The 18,114-nt window shown below is 70.9% G+C and carries 15 protein-coding genes; 6 read left to right on the top strand and 9 right to left on the bottom strand.

Annotated elements, in window-relative coordinates:
- Positions 1-117: 117 nt before the first annotated feature.
- From eno to purU, 5 genes are all read right to left on the bottom strand, one after another.
- A complete protein-coding gene (eno, locus tag VK611_16660) occupies positions 118-1,413 on the bottom strand; it encodes a phosphopyruvate hydratase (GenBank protein HMG42967.1) in 1,296 nt (431 codons plus the stop codon).
- A gap of 64 nt (positions 1,414-1,477) precedes the next feature.
- Positions 1,478-2,839 carry a MazG family protein gene (locus VK611_16655; GenBank protein HMG42966.1) on the bottom strand — a complete coding sequence of 454 codons (1,362 nt, stop codon included), beginning with the start codon at positions 2,837-2,839 and terminating at the stop codon, positions 1,478-1,480.
- A gap of 9 nt (positions 2,840-2,848) precedes the next feature.
- Complete coding sequence (locus tag VK611_16650) at positions 2,849-3,526, bottom strand: hypothetical protein (protein ID HMG42965.1); 678 nt, start codon at positions 3,524-3,526, stop codon at positions 2,849-2,851.
- An 80-nt stretch (positions 3,527-3,606) separates the two neighbouring features.
- Positions 3,607-7,020, bottom strand: coding sequence for a transcription-repair coupling factor (gene mfd, locus VK611_16645; protein HMG42964.1), 3,414 nt, complete (start codon positions 7,018-7,020; stop codon positions 3,607-3,609).
- Positions 7,021-7,116: 96 nt separating this feature from the next.
- Positions 7,117-7,962 (bottom strand): formyltetrahydrofolate deformylase, encoded by an 846-nt coding sequence (gene purU / locus VK611_16640; protein ID HMG42963.1) that lies wholly within the window; start codon positions 7,960-7,962, stop codon positions 7,117-7,119.
- A 250-nt stretch (positions 7,963-8,212) separates the two neighbouring features.
- On the opposite strand from purU, the gene VK611_16635 reads away from it, so the two are divergent.
- Genes VK611_16635 through VK611_16615 form a run of 5 tightly spaced genes read left to right on the top strand, consistent with a single transcriptional unit; the run spans position 8,213 to position 12,953 of the window.
- Positions 8,213-9,211: an ATP-binding cassette domain-containing protein gene (locus VK611_16635; protein HMG42962.1), complete on the top strand. Its 999-nt coding sequence runs from the start codon at positions 8,213-8,215 to the stop codon at positions 9,209-9,211.
- Complete coding sequence (locus tag VK611_16630) at positions 9,208-10,026, top strand: ABC transporter permease (protein ID HMG42961.1); 819 nt, start codon at positions 9,208-9,210, stop codon at positions 10,024-10,026. Before VK611_16635 ends, VK611_16630 begins: the two co-directional genes overlap by 4 nt.
- A gap of 59 nt (positions 10,027-10,085) precedes the next feature.
- Positions 10,086-10,907, top strand: a complete 822-nt coding sequence (coxB, locus tag VK611_16625) for a cytochrome c oxidase subunit II (protein ID HMG42960.1) — start codon at positions 10,086-10,088, stop codon at positions 10,905-10,907.
- Positions 10,904-12,565 (top strand): cytochrome c oxidase subunit I, encoded by a 1,662-nt coding sequence (ctaD, locus tag VK611_16620; GenBank protein ID HMG42959.1) that lies wholly within the window; start codon positions 10,904-10,906, stop codon positions 12,563-12,565. Before coxB ends, ctaD begins: the two co-directional genes overlap by 4 nt.
- A complete protein-coding gene (locus tag VK611_16615) occupies positions 12,558-12,953 on the top strand; it encodes a cytochrome c oxidase subunit 4 (GenBank protein HMG42958.1) in 396 nt (131 codons plus the stop codon). The genes ctaD and VK611_16615 overlap by 8 nt, the downstream gene beginning before the upstream one ends.
- A gap of 67 nt (positions 12,954-13,020) precedes the next feature.
- On the opposite strand, the gene VK611_16610 is transcribed toward VK611_16615, so the two are convergent.
- The 3 genes from VK611_16610 to VK611_16600 form a co-directional block, all read right to left on the bottom strand.
- Entirely contained in the window at positions 13,021-13,695 is a 675-nt protein-coding gene (locus VK611_16610; GenBank protein HMG42957.1) for a hypothetical protein, read from the bottom strand.
- Between the two features lie 23 nt (positions 13,696-13,718).
- A complete protein-coding gene (locus VK611_16605) occupies positions 13,719-15,041 on the bottom strand; it encodes an arabinan endo-1,5-alpha-L-arabinosidase (protein HMG42956.1) in 1,323 nt (440 codons plus the stop codon).
- Between the two features lie 97 nt (positions 15,042-15,138).
- On the bottom strand, positions 15,139-15,756 hold the full coding sequence (locus tag VK611_16600; GenBank protein HMG42955.1) for a hypothetical protein: 618 nt from the start codon (positions 15,754-15,756) through the stop codon (positions 15,139-15,141).
- Positions 15,757-15,980: 224 nt separating this feature from the next.
- Here VK611_16600 and VK611_16595 point away from each other — a divergent pair, with 224 nt between their 5' ends.
- On the top strand, positions 15,981-16,715 hold the full coding sequence (locus tag VK611_16595; GenBank protein ID HMG42954.1) for a L,D-transpeptidase: 735 nt from the start codon (positions 15,981-15,983) through the stop codon (positions 16,713-16,715).
- Here the strand turns inward: VK611_16595 and VK611_16590 are convergent.
- The gene (locus tag VK611_16590; protein HMG42953.1) at positions 16,712-18,109 is read right to left on the bottom strand and encodes a ubiquinol-cytochrome c reductase cytochrome b subunit; all 1,398 of its coding nucleotides are present in this window, start codon (positions 18,107-18,109) and stop codon (positions 16,712-16,714) included. The two genes, VK611_16595 and VK611_16590, sit on opposite strands and share 4 nt — an antisense overlap.
- Between the last annotated feature and the right edge of the window lie 5 nt (positions 18,110-18,114).

Raw genomic sequence — 18,114 nt, 5'->3', positions numbered from 1 at the left:
CGCCGCCGCCGCCGGTGTCGGGGCGCGCCACGGGAGAGGGGGCGCTGGTCCGTTCGCCGGGGAAATCCGGGGGGACGCTCCGCTCACGACCGCCCGGCCAAAATCCCGCCCCCCGACTCACGCGGTCGAGCCTCGACGTCGGGCCAGGGCCTGGGGGCCCACGAACGCGGCGGCCTCACCCAGCTCCGCCTCGATGCGCAGCAGCTGGTTGTACTTGGCCACCCGGTCCGAGCGGGCGGGCGCACCCGTCTTGATCTGGCCGCAGTTGGTGGCCACGGCCAGGTCGGCGATGGTGGTGTCCTCGGTCTCGCCCGACCGGTGCGACATCACCGACGAGTACGCCGACCGGGCAGCCAGCGCCACGGTGTCCAAGGTCTCGCTGAGCGTCCCGATCTGGTTGACCTTCACCAGGATCGAGTTCGCGACCCCCGCGTCGATCCCCCGCGACAACCGCTCGACGTTGGTGACGAACAGGTCGTCACCCACCAGCTGCACCCTGTCGCCCACGACCTTGGTGAGCTCGGCCCAGCCGTCCCAGTCCTCCTCGGCGCAGCCGTCCTCGACCGACACGATCGGGTACCGGTCGCACAGGTCGACCAGGTACGCCACCATCTCCGACGGCGTGAGCACCCGGTCGCCCTCGCCGGCCAGCGTGTAGGCCCCGTCCGAGAAGAACTCGGTGGAGGCCACGTCCAAGGCAATCGCGAGGTCCTCGCCAGGAGTGAAGCCGGCCCGCTCGATGGCCTCGACCAGCACCTGGACCGCTTCCTCGTTGGAGGCGAGGTTGGGCGCGAAGCCGCCCTCGTCGTCGACGCCGGTCGACAGGCCCCGCTCGGTGAGCACCTTCTTGAGCACGTGGTACGTCTCGACGCCCCAGCGCAGCGCCTCGCTGAAGCTGGCGGCGCCCACGGGCATGACCATGAACTCCTGCAGGTCCACGTTGTTGTCGGCGTGCGCGCCCCCGTTGAGCACGTTGAGCATCGGCACCGGCAGCACGTGGGCGTTGGTGCCGCCGACGTAGCGGTACAGCGGCAGCGCCAGCTCGTCGGCCGCGGCCGAAGCCACCGCCAGCGACACCCCGAGGATGGCGTTGGCGCCGAGGCGCGCCTTGTTGTCGGTGCCGTCGAGGGCGACGAGCTGGGCGTCGACGAGACGCTGGTCGACGGCGTCCGTCCCCATGAGCGCCGACCGGATCTCGCCGTTGACGTGACCGATCGCCTCCAGGACGCCCTTGCCCCCGAAGCGCTCGCCGCCGTCACGCAGCTCCACCGCCTCGAACTGGCCGGTGGACGCGCCGGACGGCACCATGGCACGGCCCTGGGCTCCGGACGCGAGGAAGACCTCGACTTCGACCGTGGGGTTGCCGCGCGAGTCGAGGACTTCACGTCCGAGGATGTGCTCGATGCTGGACATGTGTTCCGGTGCTCCCTGTGGACCAGTGTGTCTCAACCTATATAGGGAATTGCTGGACCCTCATTCACCCACCGGGACCGGTCGAACGGGCTCGGTAGCGGTCGCGGAGGTGCTCGGCGGCGATGCGCAGGGCCGACTCGGGGTCGACGTCGGCGTCCCGGGCCTCGTCGACCAGGGTCAACAGCCGGTTGCCCAGGTCGTCGCCGTCGCCGGGATCGGCGAGCTCCCGCCAGTCGACACCCTCGGACGCCGCCCGCTTCTGCACCTTCAGGGCGTAGAGGAGCGCCGGCAGCGTGGCGGGGATCCCGTCCATCACGCTCTCCCGGCCCTTCTCCACCATCTTGTTCTGCTCCCAGGTGGCCAGGACGTCCTCGGCCGACGACGCCTCGACGTCGCCGAACACGTGGGGGTGCCGGTGGACCAGCTTCTCGTTGATGCCCCGGGCGACGTCGGCGAGGGTGAAGCGGCCCTCCTCGGCGGCGATGGTGGCGTGGAACACCACCTGGAAGAGCAGGTCGCCCAGCTCCTCCTCCAGCTCGTCGAAGCCCTCGCCCGACTCCGCGTCGAGGTGGTCGATGGCCTCGAGCACCTCGTAGGACTCCTCCAGCAGGTGACGGCGCAGGCTGTGGTGATCCTGCTCGCGGTCCCAGGGGCAGTCCTGGCGGAGGCGGTGGACGACCTCGGCGAAGGCGGCCACCTCGCCGGCGACCGGCGCGGCCAGGCGGGGGATGTACAGCGACGTGAGGTGGTCGGGGTCGACCTCGCGGTCGAGGTCGGGCCAGGCGACGGTGGCGACGCGCTCGTCGGGTAGCCCCAGGCGCTGGAGGACCGTGACGACCGACTCGCTCTTTGAAGGGAAACGACCCCATTCGGGTCGTTTCCCTTCAAAGACCTCGGCGAGGGCGAGCTTCACCTCCGACAGCACGTCGCGGTGGTCGCACTGGGCGACCAGGAGCGGCCCCCGCTCCCCCGCCGCCTCGACCCCGAAGCGGTGGCCGTCGACCAGGCGCACGCCGGCGTCGAGCGGGTCGACACCCAGGCGCTCCCAGGCCAGGTCGAGGAACGACAGCGCCGGCAGCACCTCGACCGACACCCGGCCGTCGGCCCGCAGCCGCTCCACCGACGACTCGGCGACCACCGGCGAGCCCGGCACCGCGTAGAGCACCTCGCCGTGCTCGGTCGCCGCCGCCACCAGGGCCGCGACGATGCCGTCGTACACCTCGTCGAACGACTCGGCCGTCTCGTAGAGCCCGTCGAACGTGGTCGCCTCACCCACGACCCCGGCCGACGGGTGCCGGGCCGTGCGCAGGAAGCGCCGAGGGATGCGGGCGATGGCGGCCGTCGTCGCCGCCGTGACCAGGTCGGACGTCGCCGGCCCCAGCCCGCAGACGACGACCCGGGGCCCCGCCGAGGCCGAGCCGTCCACCCGCCGCCGTCAGTTCCCCGGGGCCGCCGGGGCCGCCGGGGGCGCCGCCGGCGCTCCGGGCGCCGAGGCGGGCCCCGGAGGTGGGACGACGGCGAGCTGCTCCGGCGAGTCCTTGAACGCCTGGGCATCCCAGCTGCCGTAGCGGGAGCTCACCTCGATGTCGGTCTCGTCGATGAGGCTGTCGAGCGCCTCGCTGAAACCGTCCTCGCCGAGGCTGTCCTGGAGGCTGATCAGGCGGGAGTAGTGGTCGATCTGGTCGTCCTGGTAGTCCTCGGGGAACTCCGCGAAGAACTCGCCGTACTGCTGCTGTTGCGCCTGCTCGGCGGCCTGGAGGTGCGCGTCGGACACCTCGGCGCCCTCGTCGTCGAAGAGCTGGTCGACGAGGGCGAACGTGACCTGCTCCTGGAGGACGTTGGCCACGAACGACTGGGCGTAGCTCCCCGGAGCGTCGCCCCGGAGCTGCGACCGCGAGCTGCCCGGCTGCTGGCCGTTCTGCTGGTCGAGCGCCTGCCACAGCCGGTTGTTGCCGTAGAGCGCGGTGACCTGGGTCATCACGTCGTCGTTGGAGATGGTGGCGTCGCCCACACGGGCCGCGGCGGCCTCGTCGGCGCAGCCGCTCGCGACCACGCCGGTGAGCGCGGTCGCCACGAGGAGGATCGGGAGTCGTCGGGTGAGGCCTCGGGGCACGGCCGCCGATGCTAGATGGGCCACCGCTCACCCGGCGAGAAGCGTGAGGACGTCCAGGTCAGCCGTCAGACCATTGGGCGTCAGGCGGCCACGGCCTCGGGGATCAGCGTCGCCAGCAGGTTCACCAGCTCGGTCGCCACTCCCCGGCCACCCTTCACCGGCAGCACCAGCTGGGCCACGTCGGCCTTGTAGACCGCCTTCGGGACCAGCCGCTTCAGGCGGATCTCCTGGCTGACCTTGAGCTTCACCGGCGACAGGCGGGCCGTCCACGTGGGTGCCCCGAAGCCGGTCGTGCGCACCACGTTGACCTCGCGCAGGCCCACCCGGAAGCACTCGGCCCGCAGCCGGGCCACGTCGAGCAAGGCCTCGGCGGCGTCGGGGACCGGGCCGTAGCGGTCGACCCACTCGGCCTTCACGTCCTCCACCTGCTGCTCCGTGGTCACCGTGGCCAGGCGCCGGTAGGCCTCCAGCCGCAGCTCCTCCTTGGCGACGTAGTCGCGAGGCAGGTTGGCGTCGAGTGGCAGGTCGAGCTTGATCTCCGCCGGCTCCCGCACCTCCTCGCCCTTCAGCTCGGCCACCACCTCACTGACCATCTGGCAGTAGAGGTCGTAGCCGACGGCGGCGACGTGACCCGACTGGCCGGTGCCCAGCAGGTTGCCGGCGCCGCGGATCTCCAGGTCGCGCATGGCGATCCGGAAACCGGAGCCGAGCTCGGTCGACTCGCCGATCGTCTTGAGGCGCTCGTAGGCCTCCTCGGTGAGCACCCGGTCGCGGGGGTGGAACAGGTAGGCGTAGGCCCGCTGCCCGGCCCGGCCGACACGGCCCCGGAGCTGGTGGAGCTGGCCCAGGCCCAACATGTCGGCCCGGTCGACCACCAGGGTGTTCACGGTCGGCATGTCGATGCCCGACTCGATGATCGTGGTGCAGACGAGCACGTCGTGGCTGCCCTCCCAGAAGTCGAGCACCACCTTCTCCAGCGAGCCCTCGTCCATCTGCCCGTGGGCGACGGCGACCCGGGCCTCGGGCACCAGGTCCTTGATGCGGGCGGCGACGTGCGCGATGTCCTGCACCCGGTTGTGCACGAAGAACACCTGGCCCTCGCGCAGCAGCTCGCGCCGGATCGCCTCGGCGACGGCCCGCTCGTCGTACTCGCCCACGTAGGTGAGGATCGGTTGGCGCTCGGCCGGCGGCGTGTTGAGCAGCGTGAGGTCGCGGATGCCGGTGAGGCTCATCTCCAGCGTGCGGGGGATCGGCGTGGCGCTGAGCGTCAGCACGTCGACGCCGGTCTTCCACCGCTTGATCTGCTCCTTGTGGCTCACCCCGAAGCGCTGCTCCTCGTCGACCACCAGCAGGCCCAGGTTCTTGAAGGTGACGTCCTGCGACAGCAGCCGGTGCGTGCCGACCACCAGGTCGACCTCGCCGCTCTGCACCCCCTCGGCCACCTTGCGGGCCTGCTTGGAGGTGAGGAACCGGCTCAGCACCTCGACGCGCACGGGGTAGCCGGCGAAGCGGTCGCTGAAGGTCTGGAAGTGCTGCTGGGCCAGGAGCGTGGTCGGCACGAGGACCGCCACCTGCGTGCCGTCCTGGATGGCCTTGAACGCCGCCCGGATGGCCACCTCGGTCTTGCCGAAGCCCACGTCGCCGCACACGAGGCGGTCCATGGGCGACGGCTCCTCCATGTCCTGCTTCACCTCGACGATGGCCTTCGCCTGGTCGGGCGTCTCCTGGTACGGGAACGCCTCCTCCAGCTCGGTCTGCCAGGGCGTGTCGGGCGGGAAGGCGTGGCCCTCGGCCTGGGTGCGGGTCTGGTAGAGGACCACCAGCTCCTGGGCGATCTCCGACACCGCGGCCCGCACCTTGGCCTTGGTGCGCTGCCAGCCGTCACCGCCCAGACGGCTCAGCGACGGGCTCTCGCCGCCGGTGTAGTGGCGGACGGCGTCGATCTGGTCGGAGGGGACGTAGAGCTTGTCGTCGCCCTTGTACTCGAGCAGCAGGTAGTCACGGTCGACGCCACCGATGGCACGCTTGACCATGCCGCCGTAGCGGGCGACGCCGTGCTGGTGGTGGACGACGTAGTCGCCGGGCTTGAGGTCGTCGAAGAAGCCCTCGGCGTCGCGCTTGCGGGGGCGGGCGGCCCGGTGGGCGCGGCGGCGGCCGGTGAGGTCGGGCTCGGCGAGGACGGCGAGCTTCACCGACCGGATGACGCAGCCCCGCTCCAGGGGCTGGACCACGACCTCGGCGTTCACGCCCTCGCCGGCCAGGAGCTCGCGGACCCGGGTGGCCGATCCCTCGCCGTCGGCGCCGACGACGATGCGGTAGCCCTCGCCCTGCAGCTTGGCGAGCCGCTGGAGGAGCCCGGAGCCGTCGCCGACGACCGGGTCCCAGCCGGATGCCGCCACCGCGGGCGTGTCGGGGCCGTCGGGCACGTCGAGCAGGTGCCAGGCGGGGGCCTTGGTGTGGGCCAGCAGGCGGTCGAACTCCAGGTGGAGCTGGGGGAACGCCTTCTCGTCGGTGGCGCCCCAGGTGACGGCGAGGGTCCGGGCGAGGTCGGCCTCCTCGGCCAGGAGGTCGGCGGCGCGGTCGCGCATGCGGCGGGGCTCGGCCAGCAGGATCTGGGCGTCGTCGCCGATCACGTCGAACAGAACGTGCTCGTCGCGTGTGAGCCAGGGCAGCCACGACTCCATGCCGTCGAAGTGCAGGCCCTGGGCCAGGCGCTCCCACTGCTCCCGACCCCAGGGCTCGAGGCCGACGAGCCGCTCGGCCCGCTCGCGCACCTCGGGGGTGGGGAGCAGCTCGCGGCAGGGGAAGATGACCACCTCGGGCAGGTCGTCGGTGGAGCGCTGGTCGGCGACGGAGAACTCGGCGAGGCGGTCGACCTCGTCGCCCCACAGGTCGACGCGCACGGGGCGGTCGGCGGTGGAGGGGAACACGTCGACGATGGAGCCCCGGACGGCGACCTCGCCGCGGTGCTCGACCATCTCCTCACGGCGGTAACCGGCCGCCACCAGCTCCGCCACCAGCTCGTCGCGGTCGACGCGGGTGCCGGGGGTGATGGTGACGGGCTCGAACTCCTCCACGTGGGGGCCGAGCCGCTGGACCAGGGCCCGCACGGAGGCGACGACAACCTGGGGGGCGCGGTCGGCCTCCCGGAGGCGCCACAGGGTGCGCAGGCGGCGACCCATGGTCTCGACGCCCGGGCTGACCCGCTCGAACGGCAGGGTCTCCCAGGCGGGGAACAGCTCGACGGCGTCGTCGCCCAGGTAGGCGCCCAGGTCGCGGGTGACGCGCTCGGCCTCGGTCGACGTGGGGACGGCGAGCACGACGGGCCGGCGGCTGGAGAGGCGGGTGAGGCCGGCGGTGACCAGGGCGCGGGCCGCATCGGGGACGGCGACGGTGGCGGTCGAGCGGCCCAGCACCTGGGCGAGCGCGGGCTCGTCGCGCAGGCGGTCGGCGACGTCGTGGAGCGGGCCTGGGGACGCGACGGAGCGCGCCACGGAAGCTTCCGGGGCGGGTGACATGACCTCGCCAAACTACCGGGTCATCGGGCCGACGGCGGCGGGTTCGGACGGTTCAGGCGGGGTCGGTCGGGGTCAGGCGAAGACGACGGTGCGGCGGCCGAGGAGGAACACGCGGCCCTCGGCGTGGGCCTCGACCGCCCGGGACAGGACGATCCGCTCGAGGTCACGGCCGATGGTCTGCATCTGCTGGGCGCTCTGCGAGTGCGACACGGGAGCGACGTCCTGGGCGATGATCGGACCCTCGTCGAGCTCGGCCGTCACGTAGTGCGCCGTCGCTCCGATGAGCTTGACGCCCCGCTCCCAGGCCTGGCGGTAGGGGCTGGCGCCCCGGAAGCCGGGGAGGAACGAGTGGTGGATGTTGATGACCCGCCCGGCCAGCCGGTCACACAGGTCCTCCGACAGGATCTGCATGTAGCGCGCCAGCACGACGAGGTCGATCTGCTGGTCGGCGACGATGTGGAGGAGCTTCGCCTCGGCCTGCTCCTTCGTCGCCGGCGTGACCGGGATGTGCTCGAAGGCGATGCCGTGCCGGGCGACGGTGTCGGCGAGCGCGGTGTGGTTCGACACGACGACGGGGATGTCGACGAGCAGCTCGCCCATCTCGAGGCGGTAGAGCAGGTCGAGGAGGCAGTGGTCGACCTTCGACACCATCACCAGCGTGCGGCAGCGGCGCGGCTCGGGCCGCACGTGCAGCTCGGCGCGCAGGGTCTCGGCCCGCGGCCGGAGGGCCGCCTCGATCCGCCCGGCCTCCTCGACGGGTGTCTCGAAGCGCGTGCGCATGGAGAACGTGGTCGTCGCCTCGTCGCCGAACTGGGCGTTCTCGAGGATGTTGGCGTCGAGCTCCAGCAGGCCCTCGGCGATGCTGGCGACGATCCCGGGCCGGTCGGGGCAGGTGAGCGTCAGGATGTGGACGGCCACGTCGTCTCCTTTTTCTGCGCCGCCTCCGCCGTTAGGTCCTTGATTGTCACACCCCCTTCTTAAGGTCGGATGCATGGACACTCCGCAACTTCGGAGAAGCAGATCCCGCCGATGCTTCGTACCGTCCTCGCACCGATGAGTTTCACCGGGGGCCGAGGTCACCTTTGTTCAAGACCCCGGGTCGTCGTCCGTCGTTGACTGCGACCCGAAGCCCTTGTCATCCACAAACACCGAAAGCAGCTTCACGAACATGAGTACGTCCCCCGACGACGACATCGCGATACGGACCGAGGGCCTGGTCCGGCAGTTCGACGACATCACCGCCGTCGACCACGTCGACCTCGCCATATCGCGAGGCGAGATCTACGGCTTCCTGGGGCCCAACGGGGCTGGGAAGTCCACCACCGTCCGCATGCTGTGCACGCTGCTGGCGCCGACCGGCGGCACCGCCACGGTCGCCGGCTTCGACGTCGCCAGCCAGCCCGGCGACGTGCGGCTCCGCATCGGGGCCGCTCTGCAGGAGGCGGCACTCGACCCGAAGCAGTCCGGGCGCGAGTTGCTGCGGCTGCAGGGCCTGCTCTACGGCCTGCCGAAGAGCGCCATGGCCCAGCGGGTCACCGAGCTGGGTGAGCTGATCGACCTGTCCGACGCGCTCGACCGGCCCATCAGCACCTACTCGGGCGGCATGAAGCGCCGGCTCGACCTGGTCGCGGCCCTGGTCCACAACCCCGAGATCCTGTTCCTCGACGAGCCCACCACCGGCCTCGACCCCATGAGCCGCGCCGGCGTGTGGGCCGAAGTACGACGCCTCAACCAGCAGCTGGGCATGACGATCTTCCTCACCACGCAGTACCTCGAGGAGGCCGACGAGCTGGCCGACCGGGTCGGCATCATCAACGACGGCAAGATCGTCGGCGAGGGCAGCCCCGGCGACCTCAAGCGGGCCATCGGCGCCGACGTCATCGTCGCCCGGCTCGACAGCGACGCCAGCCCCATCTGCCCGATCGTGCTGAAGGTGCCCGAGGTCGAGACGGTCGAGGCCCACGGCAACGAGCTGGTGATCACCGCCAGCAACGGATCGGCGGCCATCAGCCCGGTCGCCGTCGCCCTCAGCACCTGTGAGATCGCCGTGCGCGACCTCACCCTGCGCACACCGACGCTCGACGACGTGTTCCTCGAGCTCACCGGCACCCACATCGAACAACGAGACAGCCACGAGGAGCTCGAGGCAGAGGAGGTATCGGCATGAGCGTCGCCGACGTCGTCGCTCCGGTAAGAGGCGACGCACTGCGCGCCCGGCCGGGCGGCCTGGTCCACGACATCACGGCGATCGCCGGGCGGGCGCTGCGCGCCGTGCCGCGCGACGTCGAGTCCATCGTTCCGCCGATCTTCATCGCCCTGTTCTTCTTCATCGTCAACGTCTCCACGCTGTCGAAGCTCACGGAGGTCCCGGGTAGCAACTTCGACTACGAGGCGTTCCAGATGCCCACGGCGATCCTGCTCGGGGTCACCGGGGTGTCCCGGGCGCCGGCCCTGGTGCTCGACGTGCAGGACGGCTACCTCGACCGGCTGCTGATGACGCCGGTGCGACGGCTGGCGATCCTGATCGGCCACATGGTCGCCGACGTGGCGGTGGCGCTGTTGCTGACGGTGCCCATCCTCCTGCTGGGCTTCGCCCTCGGCGTGCGGTTCGAGGCGGGGCCGCTGGGCGTCGTGGTGTTCATGGCGCTGGCGGCGTTCTGGTGCCTCGCCTTCGCCGGCTTCGGCTACGCCATCGCCCTCAAGACCGGCAACCCGGCCGCGGTGAACTCCAGCTTCCTGCTGTTCTTCCCGTTCCTGTTCCTCACCTCGTCGTACGTGCCGCGCTCGGAGCTGTCGGGCTGGCTCGACACGGTGGCGGGGTTCAACCCGGTGACCTACCTGCTCGAAGGCCTGCGCTCGCTGGTCCTGTCGGGCTGGGAGTGGGACGAGCTGGGCAAGGCCGTGCTGGCCATCATCCTGCTGGGCACCGTGAGCATGTCGCTGTGCTTCGGCGCCCTGCGAGGGAGGGTGCGCCAGGCCTGACGACCCGACCGCGAACCTGAGACGCGACGCGCGGTAGCGCGGCGAGTACGGTCCCGGGGGTGCGCCCCCTCCCCCGCACGTGGCGGCGCCCCGCTACGGGGGCCGCCTTCGCCGCCGCCGCTGTCGCCCTCTCTGGGTGCGACCTGCCCGGGTTCGGCGCGCCTGACCCGGCCGCCGAGGAGGGGGAGAGCATCTGGCACCTCTGGCAGGGGTTCTTCATCGCCGCCCTGGCCGTCGGTGCCCTGGTGTGGGGGCTGCTGGTCTTCGTGCTCATCCGCTACCGCCGCCGAGCCGGCGACGAGTCGATCCCCGACCAGACCGCCTACCACGTCCCCCTCGAGATCCTCTACACCGCCCTCCCGGTCGTCGCCGTGGCGATCCTGTTCGGCTTCAGCGTCGCCACCGAGGAGAAGGTGACCGACCTGGGCTCCGACCCGGCGGTCACCGTCGAGGTGGTCGGGTTCCAGTGGTCGTGGGAGTTCCGCTACGTCGACGACGGCGATGCCACCGTCACGGTCACCGGCAGCGAGGACGAGCCACCCGAGCTGGTCCTGCCCGTCGACCAGCCGGCCCACCTGCGGCTGGTCAGCGACGACGTGGCCCACTCCTTCTGGGTGCCCGACTTCCTCTCCAAGCGCGACCTGATCCCCGGCATCAGCAACGAGATCGAGGTGACCCCGACGAAGATCGGGACGTTCACCGGTCGCTGCGCCGAGTACTGCGGCCTCGACCACTGGCGGATGCTCTACTCCGTCCGGGTGGTGTCCCAGGACGACTACGACGCCTGGCTGGCCGACGCCCAGGCCGACGCCGCGTCCGCAGCCGACGAGGACACCACCGGAACGACCGTAACGACGACCGACGTGGAGGCAGACACGTGAGCGCGACGACGGTCGAGCGGCCGGCCGACGACGCCGACGACGTGGTCGTCCCCACCGGGGAGGCCCGGGGGCTGCTGGCGTTCCTCACCACCACCGACCACAAGCGGATCGGCATCGCCTACATGGTCACGGCGTTCGCCTTCTTCCTCGTGGGCGGGGCACTGGCCGAGGTCATCCGGGCCGAGCTCTACAGCCCGGGCAAGCAGGTGGTCTCGCAGGAGCGCTACAACGAGATGTTCACCATGCACGGGAGCATCATGTTGTTCCTGTTCCTGGGGCCGTTCGCCTTCGGCCTGGCGAACTACCTGGTGCCGCTCCAGATCGGCGCCCGCGACATGGCGTTCCCCCGCCTCAACGCCTTGTCCTACTGGTTCTACCTGTTCGGCGGCATCACGATGGTCAGCGGGTTCCTCACCGCCGACGGCGCCCCCGACTTCGGCTGGACCGCCTACGCCCCGCTGTCGTCGATCGTCCGCTCGCCCGAGATCGGCGCCGACCTGTGGCTGATGGCGGTGGTGCTGACCGGGCTGTCGGGGGTGCTCACCGGCGTGAACATCGTCGCCACCGTCCTGTGCCTGCGGGCCCCGGGCATGCGCATGTTCCGACTGCCGATCTTCACGTGGAACATGCTCGTGACCAGCGTCCTCGTGCTGATCGCCTTCCCGGTGATCACCAGCGCCGGCGTGATGCTGTTCGCCGACCGCCACTTCGACGCCCACATCTACGACGCGGTGGCGCACGGCGGCGTCGTGGGGTCGCCGATCCTCTGGCAGCACCTGTTCTGGTTCTTCGGGCACCCGGAGGTCTACATCCTGGTGCTGCCCTACTTCGGGGTGATCACCGAGGTGCTGCCGGTGTTCTCGTGGCGGCCGGTGTTCGGCTACGCCGGGCTGGTCTTCGCCACGATCGCGATCGCGGCGCTGTCGGTCGGCGTGTGGGCGCACCACATGTTCGCCACCGGCGCGGTCCTGCTCCCGTTCTTCACCGGGTTCTCCATGCTGATCGCGGTGCCGACCGGCGTGAAGTTCTTCAACTGGATCGGCACGCTGTGGGGCGGCCGCATCGAGCTGAAGGTGCCGATGCTGTTCGCCTTCGGCTTCCTGTTCACGTTCCTGTTGGGCGGGCTGACCGGCGTGATGCTGGCGTCGGCGCCGATCGACTTCCACGTCACCGACAGCTACTTCGTCGTGGCCCACATGCACTACGTGCTCTTCGGCGGGTCGGTGTTCGCGCTGTACGCCGGCATCTACTACTGGTGGCCCAAGTTCACCGGCCGCACGCTCGACGAGCGCCTCGGCAAGGTCCACTTCTGGATGAACCTCATCGGGTTCCACATGACGTTCTTCGTGCAGCACATCCTGGGCCTCGACGGCATGCCCCGCCGGGTGGCCGACTACCTGCCCGACGACGGCTTCACCACGCTGAACCGGGTGTCGTCGATCGGGGCGTTCCTGCTGGGCGCCTCGACGCTGCCGTTCCTGTGGAACGTGTGGCGGACGTCCCGGGGGCGTCTGGGCTCGGTCGCCGGCGACGACCCGTGGGGCGGCCACACCCTCGAGTGGGCCACCACGTCACCGCCGCCGCCGCACAACTTCGAGGGCCCGCTCCCCGAGATCCGCTCCAACCGGCCCGTCTGGGACGCCAACCACGATGACTGAGCACAGCCGCTCGCCGGTGGCCGACCGCACGGTGGTGTGGCGGGTGTTCGCCGGCATGGGCGCGTTCGTGGTCGTCATCGCGATCCTCTACTGGTTCACGTCGTACGAGGACGCGGGCAGCGTGTTGCTGGTGCTGTCGGCGGTGCTGGGACTGTGGTTCGGCACCTTCCTGTGGCTGCAGCAGCGCGGCGCCTCCGACACGACCGACCCGACCGAGCCGGACACCGGGTACCTGCCCCACGCCAGCATCTGGCCCCTGCTGATCGGCCTGGGGGCGGCCAGCATCGCCAACGGCCTGGTGCTCGGGATCTGGGTGATCGTCCCCGGCGTCGGCGCCCTCGCCTTCGGCATCACCGGCTTCGTCCGCCAGTCCCGCCACCGCAACTAGCCGCCGGCGCTCTTTGAAGGAAAACGGCCTCAATGGGGTCGTTTCCCTTCAAAGAGCTGGTTCCGGCTCAGGTGAGGCCGACGATCACGGGTTCGGTGCGGCCGCGGCGGGTGAGGTAGGCGTGCCAGACCAGGCGGGCGGCGACGGCGCGGAGGGGGCGCCAGCGGTCGCCGAGCGTCTCGACCTCCTGCGGGGTCGGCACCGTCGGGTGGCCCAGGACCTCGCCGACGCCGACCTGCAGGGCCCGGTCGCCGACCGGCCACATGTCGGGACGGCCCAGGGCGGCGAGCAGGTAGCAGTCGGCCGTCCACGGACCGATGCCGGTGAGGGCCAGCAGGCGGGAGCGGGCGTCGCTGTCGGGCAACAGCGCCAGCGCCGCCAGGTCGAGGCTGCCCTCCGCCACCGCCTCGGCCAGCAGCCGCATGTAGCGCTGCTTCTGGCGGGTGAGGCCCACCCGGCCCAGGTCGTCGGGTGCGACCGACAGCAGCGTCTCCGGCGTCACCGCGCCCAAGGCGACCATCATCCGGTCGAACACCGCCTTGGCCGACGCCAGCGAGACCTGCTGCTCGACCACCAGCAGCACCAGGGTGGCGAACGTCGCCGGCCGCCGCCAGAACTCCGGCAGACCGTAGGTGTCCACCACCGCGCCCAACGCCGGATCGCCCGCCGCCAGCTCCAAGGCGTAGGTCCGGAACGCCCCCTCGTCCAACGGCTCCAACCGCTGCACCCCGTCGATGGTCACGCCAGCTGAGGTTAGGACACGCCCTACGAGCGGATCGCACGGATGGCGGCGCTGGTGTTGTCGCGGCCGAAGCCGAGGTGGGTGTCGGGGTCGACCAGGAGCCACCACTCGCGGACTCCGGCCGCGGTCTGGACGCCGCGGATGTGGACGACGTCGTCCTCGATCGACCAGGTGCCCGACGGCGCCACCCGGCCGCCGTCCAGGAGCGTCAGCGTGGCGTCCCTCGGCCGCGGGGCCGGCCCCTCCTCCGGGTAGCCGACCAGGTGCCACTGGCCGAGGGCGTCGCCGTCGGAGATGTCGCCGGCGTCGAAGCCGGCATCGGGCGAGACCGGCCACCCGTCCGGCCCCCACACCAGGGGGCGCAGCAGCAGCGTCGAACGGCCGCCGTCGTTGCGGTTGTAGTAGTGCGTCACGAGCATCAGATCGTCGCCGTTGGCCACGACGGAGCCGTGGCCCGGTCCCACCACGTTGGCGTAGGAGCCGGTGACGGTGGTGCCGCCGTTCGCCGTCATGGGGACGCCGGCCTCGTCCAGGTAGGGCCCGGTGAGGGCCCGCGACCGGCCCACGTGGATCGAGTACGACGAGTCGACACCCCGGCAGCAGAACCCGAACGACGCGAACAGCCACCACCAGCCGTCCCGGTAGACCACATGGGCGCCCTCGATCCCCAGGAAGAACGGGTCGCGGCGGGCCAGGTTGTACGTCGGGGTGTCGGGGAGGAACTTGCCCGACGTCGGGTCGACCCGGCGCAGCATGATCCCCTGGCCGAACGAGCCCCAGGCGAGCCAGCGGTCGCCGGATCCGTCGGTGACGGCGTTGGGGTCGATCGCCATCGTGGGGCTGCCGTTGCCCGACGCCACCACCGCCCCGCCGTCCACCCACTCGTAGCGGGAGTCGGCGGGATCGAGCGTCACGTTGGTGGCGTGGCCGATGACCGCCCGGCTGGTGCCGAACACGCCGATCGACCAGTAGAGGTGCCAGCGCCCGTCGACCTTCGACACGTCGGGCGCCCAGCCGGAGATCTCGTCGGCCCGCATGCCCGGCACCTGCTCGAACGCCCACTTCGGGAGGCCGTCCGGGAAGACGCTCCCGACGCTCTCCCAGTGCGACAGGTCCGACGAGCGGCGGATCGGGATCCCCCAGCCGGTGGAGAAGACGTACCAGGTGTCGCCGTCCTTGACCATCGTCGGGTCGTGGACGCCGCCGATGTCGCCGGTCAGCTTCTCCGGCACCGTCACCTTGTCGGCCAGCACCGTCCGGAGCACCACGAACGCCAGCAGCCCCAACAGCGCCAGGGTCAGCCCCGACGGTCGCTTCTCCCCCTGGCCCTTGCCCTTGTCCGCCACGCCAGGCCGATACCCCGTTCTCCCGACCCCCAGCCGGGCGCGCCGGTGGCCGCCCCGGAGGACGGCCACCACAGAGCGCTACTTCAGTTGGGCTGCGTCAGCCGGTCTGGTCCGGGGGCCGGACGACCGGGACGGCCGGCGGCGGGGTGTCGACGGGAGGCGCCGTGGTCGGCGGGGTCTCCTCGCCGGGGACCTCGACGGTCAGGTCGGCGAAGTAGATCTCGAACTTGCAGTCGAACGAGTCCCACGTGGGGGCGATCGGCCGGCTGAAGGAGACCTGCTCGAACTCGTCGGAGAGGAGCTCCTCCGGCTCCTCCGGGCTGCAGAACCCGATTTCCTCCTCCCAGGTGCTGTTGCGGCACTCGGCGCCGTACGAGTGCACGCCCGCCTCCGTGGGAGCCGTCGTCTCGTAGCTCCACCCGAAGTCTTCGTCCATGTCGACCTCGTCGATCTGGACGAACTCATCGCCTTGGAGCTGGTAGATGACCACCACGCCGGGATCCGACTCGAGGTCGCCCTCGATGTCGGGGACGCACGGCTCCGACGGCGTCAGCGTGACAGCCTCGCCGGGCCCAGCCGGGTTGGGCGACCAGGTGGCCTCGAGCTCAACGGCGGTGGGGCCGTCGTCTGTCTGGGCACTGCTGCTGGGGGCCAGGATGACGGTCCCCAGTCCAGCCGCCGCCAGGAGGCCGACGCCGGCCAACGTTCGCTTCATAGTCACTTGCTCCGCTCCGCTCCGCGTCAGGGCGTCTCTGCCCCAGCGCCTCGAACTCCTCAGCAAAGGACCCGTGTCTAGCACCCGAGCGCGGCGAGGTGGTGAATCGAAGCACAACTGCAAACTCCGGTCCGGCCGCGCTCTCGCGGTTCCCCAACCGCCCGGCGAAAGTCCTAACATGCTCCGCCGTGATGAACAGCGGGCGGCAACGATTCCTGACACGCGTGGGCGCAGCAGTGGCTGTCGTCCTCCTCCTGGGTGCATGTGGGGGTGGCGACGACGACGCGGGCGACGACAGCGGCGGCGACGACCGTCCTGTCGAGACCACGGAACCACCCCTCGCCGACGGCACCAGCTACTACGCCGAGGCCCAGGTACCCGAGGTCCAGGTGTACGACCAGCCGGAGGCCGGCGCGGTCGTCGAGACGCTGGCCCACCCTGGCGCCCACGACGTGCCGCTGGTCTTCCTGGTCGACGGCACCGAGGTGGACACCGACCGGATCCCGGTGTTCCTGCCGACCAAGCCGAACGGCTCGAAGGGCTGGGTCGACAAGACCGCGGTCAACCTGGTGGCCAACCCCTACGGCATCACGGTCGACCTGTCGGACTTCAAGCTGACCGTCAGCAACGCCGGCGCGGTCTTCATCGACGCATCGGTGGGCCTGGGCCAGGTGGGGATGGACACCCCTGCGGGGACGTACTTCCTCAAGGAGCTCATCCAGAACCCGAACCCCGATGACGTCTACGGCCCCTACGCCTACGGCATCTCGGCCTTCACCGAGAACCCCGAGGTGGCCGACCAGTTCGGTGGCGACGGCGTGATCGGCGTCCACGGCAACAACGACCCGTCGTCGCTCGGCACGAGGGTCAGCCACGGCTGCATCCGGCTCCCCAACGACGTCATCACCGAGATGGCGGGCCTGCTGCCGCTGGGCACCCCGATCGAGATCGTCGCCTAGCTCTCCACCGGCTCGGCGTCGGGCTCCGGCTCGGCGCCGACACCGTGGCGGAGGCGGCCCGGGATCTGGCGCCAGGTGACGCGGGAGGCCGTGGGGACGCCGTCACGGGCGGAGAGCTCCTTGCACAGCCGGTAGGCGACCCATCCGGCAACCAGCGGGGCGACGACGACCGCCACCCGGAACGTCCACAGGATGGCGTTCACCGACAGGCCGAACGTCTGGGCCAGCACGTCGGACGCCCCGCCGAGGAAGCACACCAGGTAGAACGCCAGGCAGGCGACCCCCAGCGCGGTGCGCACCGGGCGCTGGCGGGGCCGGTCGGCCAGGTGGTGGACGGCGTGGTCGCCGGTGACCCGGGCCTCCAGGAGCGGCCAGGCGTAGAGCGCGGTGAACGTCAGGCCCGCCATCAGCACGCCCGGGAAGAACGGGTTGGGCACCTCGTAGCCGAAAGCCCGGGTCTCCCACCCCGGCATGATCCGCAGGGCGCCGTCGAGCCAGCCCATGTACCAGTCGGGCTGGCTGGCGGACGACACCTCGGCCGGGTCGAACGGCCCGTAGATCCAGATGGGGTTGATCTGGAACACCCCGCCCAGGAACGACACCACCGCCGCCACCAGGAAGAACAGGCCCAGCGCCTTGGCCGCGTAGGTGGGCCACAGGCGGGTGCCGACCACGTTGTCCTCGCTGCGGCCCGGGCCCGGGAACTGGGTGTGCTTCTGACGCACGAGGATCGCGAGGTGGGCGGTCAGCAGGCCCGCGATCGCCGCCGGGATCAGCAGGATGTGGATCACGTAGAGCCGCTCGATGATGTCGGGCCCGGGGAACTCGCCGCCGAACAGAAGCGACGTGACCCACGTGCCGACGAGCGGGATCGACAGCGCGATCGAGTAGGCGATCCGCAGACCGGTGCCCGACAGCTGGTCGTCGAGCAGCGAGTAGCCGGCGAACCCGTTGAACATCGCCAGGACCAGCAGCGTCACGCCGATCATCCAGTTGAGCTCCCGGGGCCGCCGGAACGCCCCGGTGAAGAACACCCGGCCCAGGTGGACCACGATCGACGCCAGGAACAGCAGCGCCGCCCAGTGGTGCATCTGGCGCATCACCAGCCCGGCCCGCACGTCGAAGCTCAGCTCCAGGCCCGAGCGGTAGGCCTCGGTCATCTCGACGCCCTGCAGCGCCTCGTAGCTGCCCCGGTAGACGGTCTCGTTGGCGCTGGGGTCGAAGAAGAACGTGAGGTACACCCCGGTCAGCACCAGGATCACGAAGCAGTACAGCGCCAGCTCGCCGATCATGAACGACCAGTGGTCCGGGAACACCTTGTTGAGGACCGTCCGGGCGAACTGCGCCGTCCCCAACCGGTCGTCGACCCACCGGGCCAACCGGCGACTCAGCATGCGAG

The sequence above is a fragment of the Acidimicrobiales bacterium genome (assembly GCA_035316325.1).
GTDB lineage: Bacteria > Actinomycetota > Acidimicrobiia > Acidimicrobiales > VFJN01 > DASXTK01.
This window is presented reverse-complemented; position numbering and strand designations above follow the sequence as displayed.

What these genes read in the sequence shown, in the direction of transcription:
- VK611_16590 (HMG42953.1), bottom strand. Translation starts at nt 18,109, where the DNA reads ATGCTGAGTCGCCGGTTGGCCCGGTGGGTCGACGACCGGTTGGGGACG.
- VK611_16630 (HMG42961.1), top strand. Translation starts at nt 9,208, where the DNA reads ATGAGCGTCGCCGACGTCGTCGCTCCGGTAAGAGGCGACGCACTGCGC.
- VK611_16635 (HMG42962.1), top strand. Translation starts at nt 8,213, where the DNA reads ATGAGTACGTCCCCCGACGACGACATCGCGATACGGACCGAGGGCCTG.
- eno (HMG42967.1), bottom strand. Translation starts at nt 1,413, where the DNA reads ATGTCCAGCATCGAGCACATCCTCGGACGTGAAGTCCTCGACTCGCGC.
- VK611_16615 (HMG42958.1), top strand. Translation starts at nt 12,558, where the DNA reads ATGACTGAGCACAGCCGCTCGCCGGTGGCCGACCGCACGGTGGTGTGG.
- VK611_16600 (HMG42955.1), bottom strand. Translation starts at nt 15,756, where the DNA reads ATGAAGCGAACGTTGGCCGGCGTCGGCCTCCTGGCGGCGGCTGGACTG.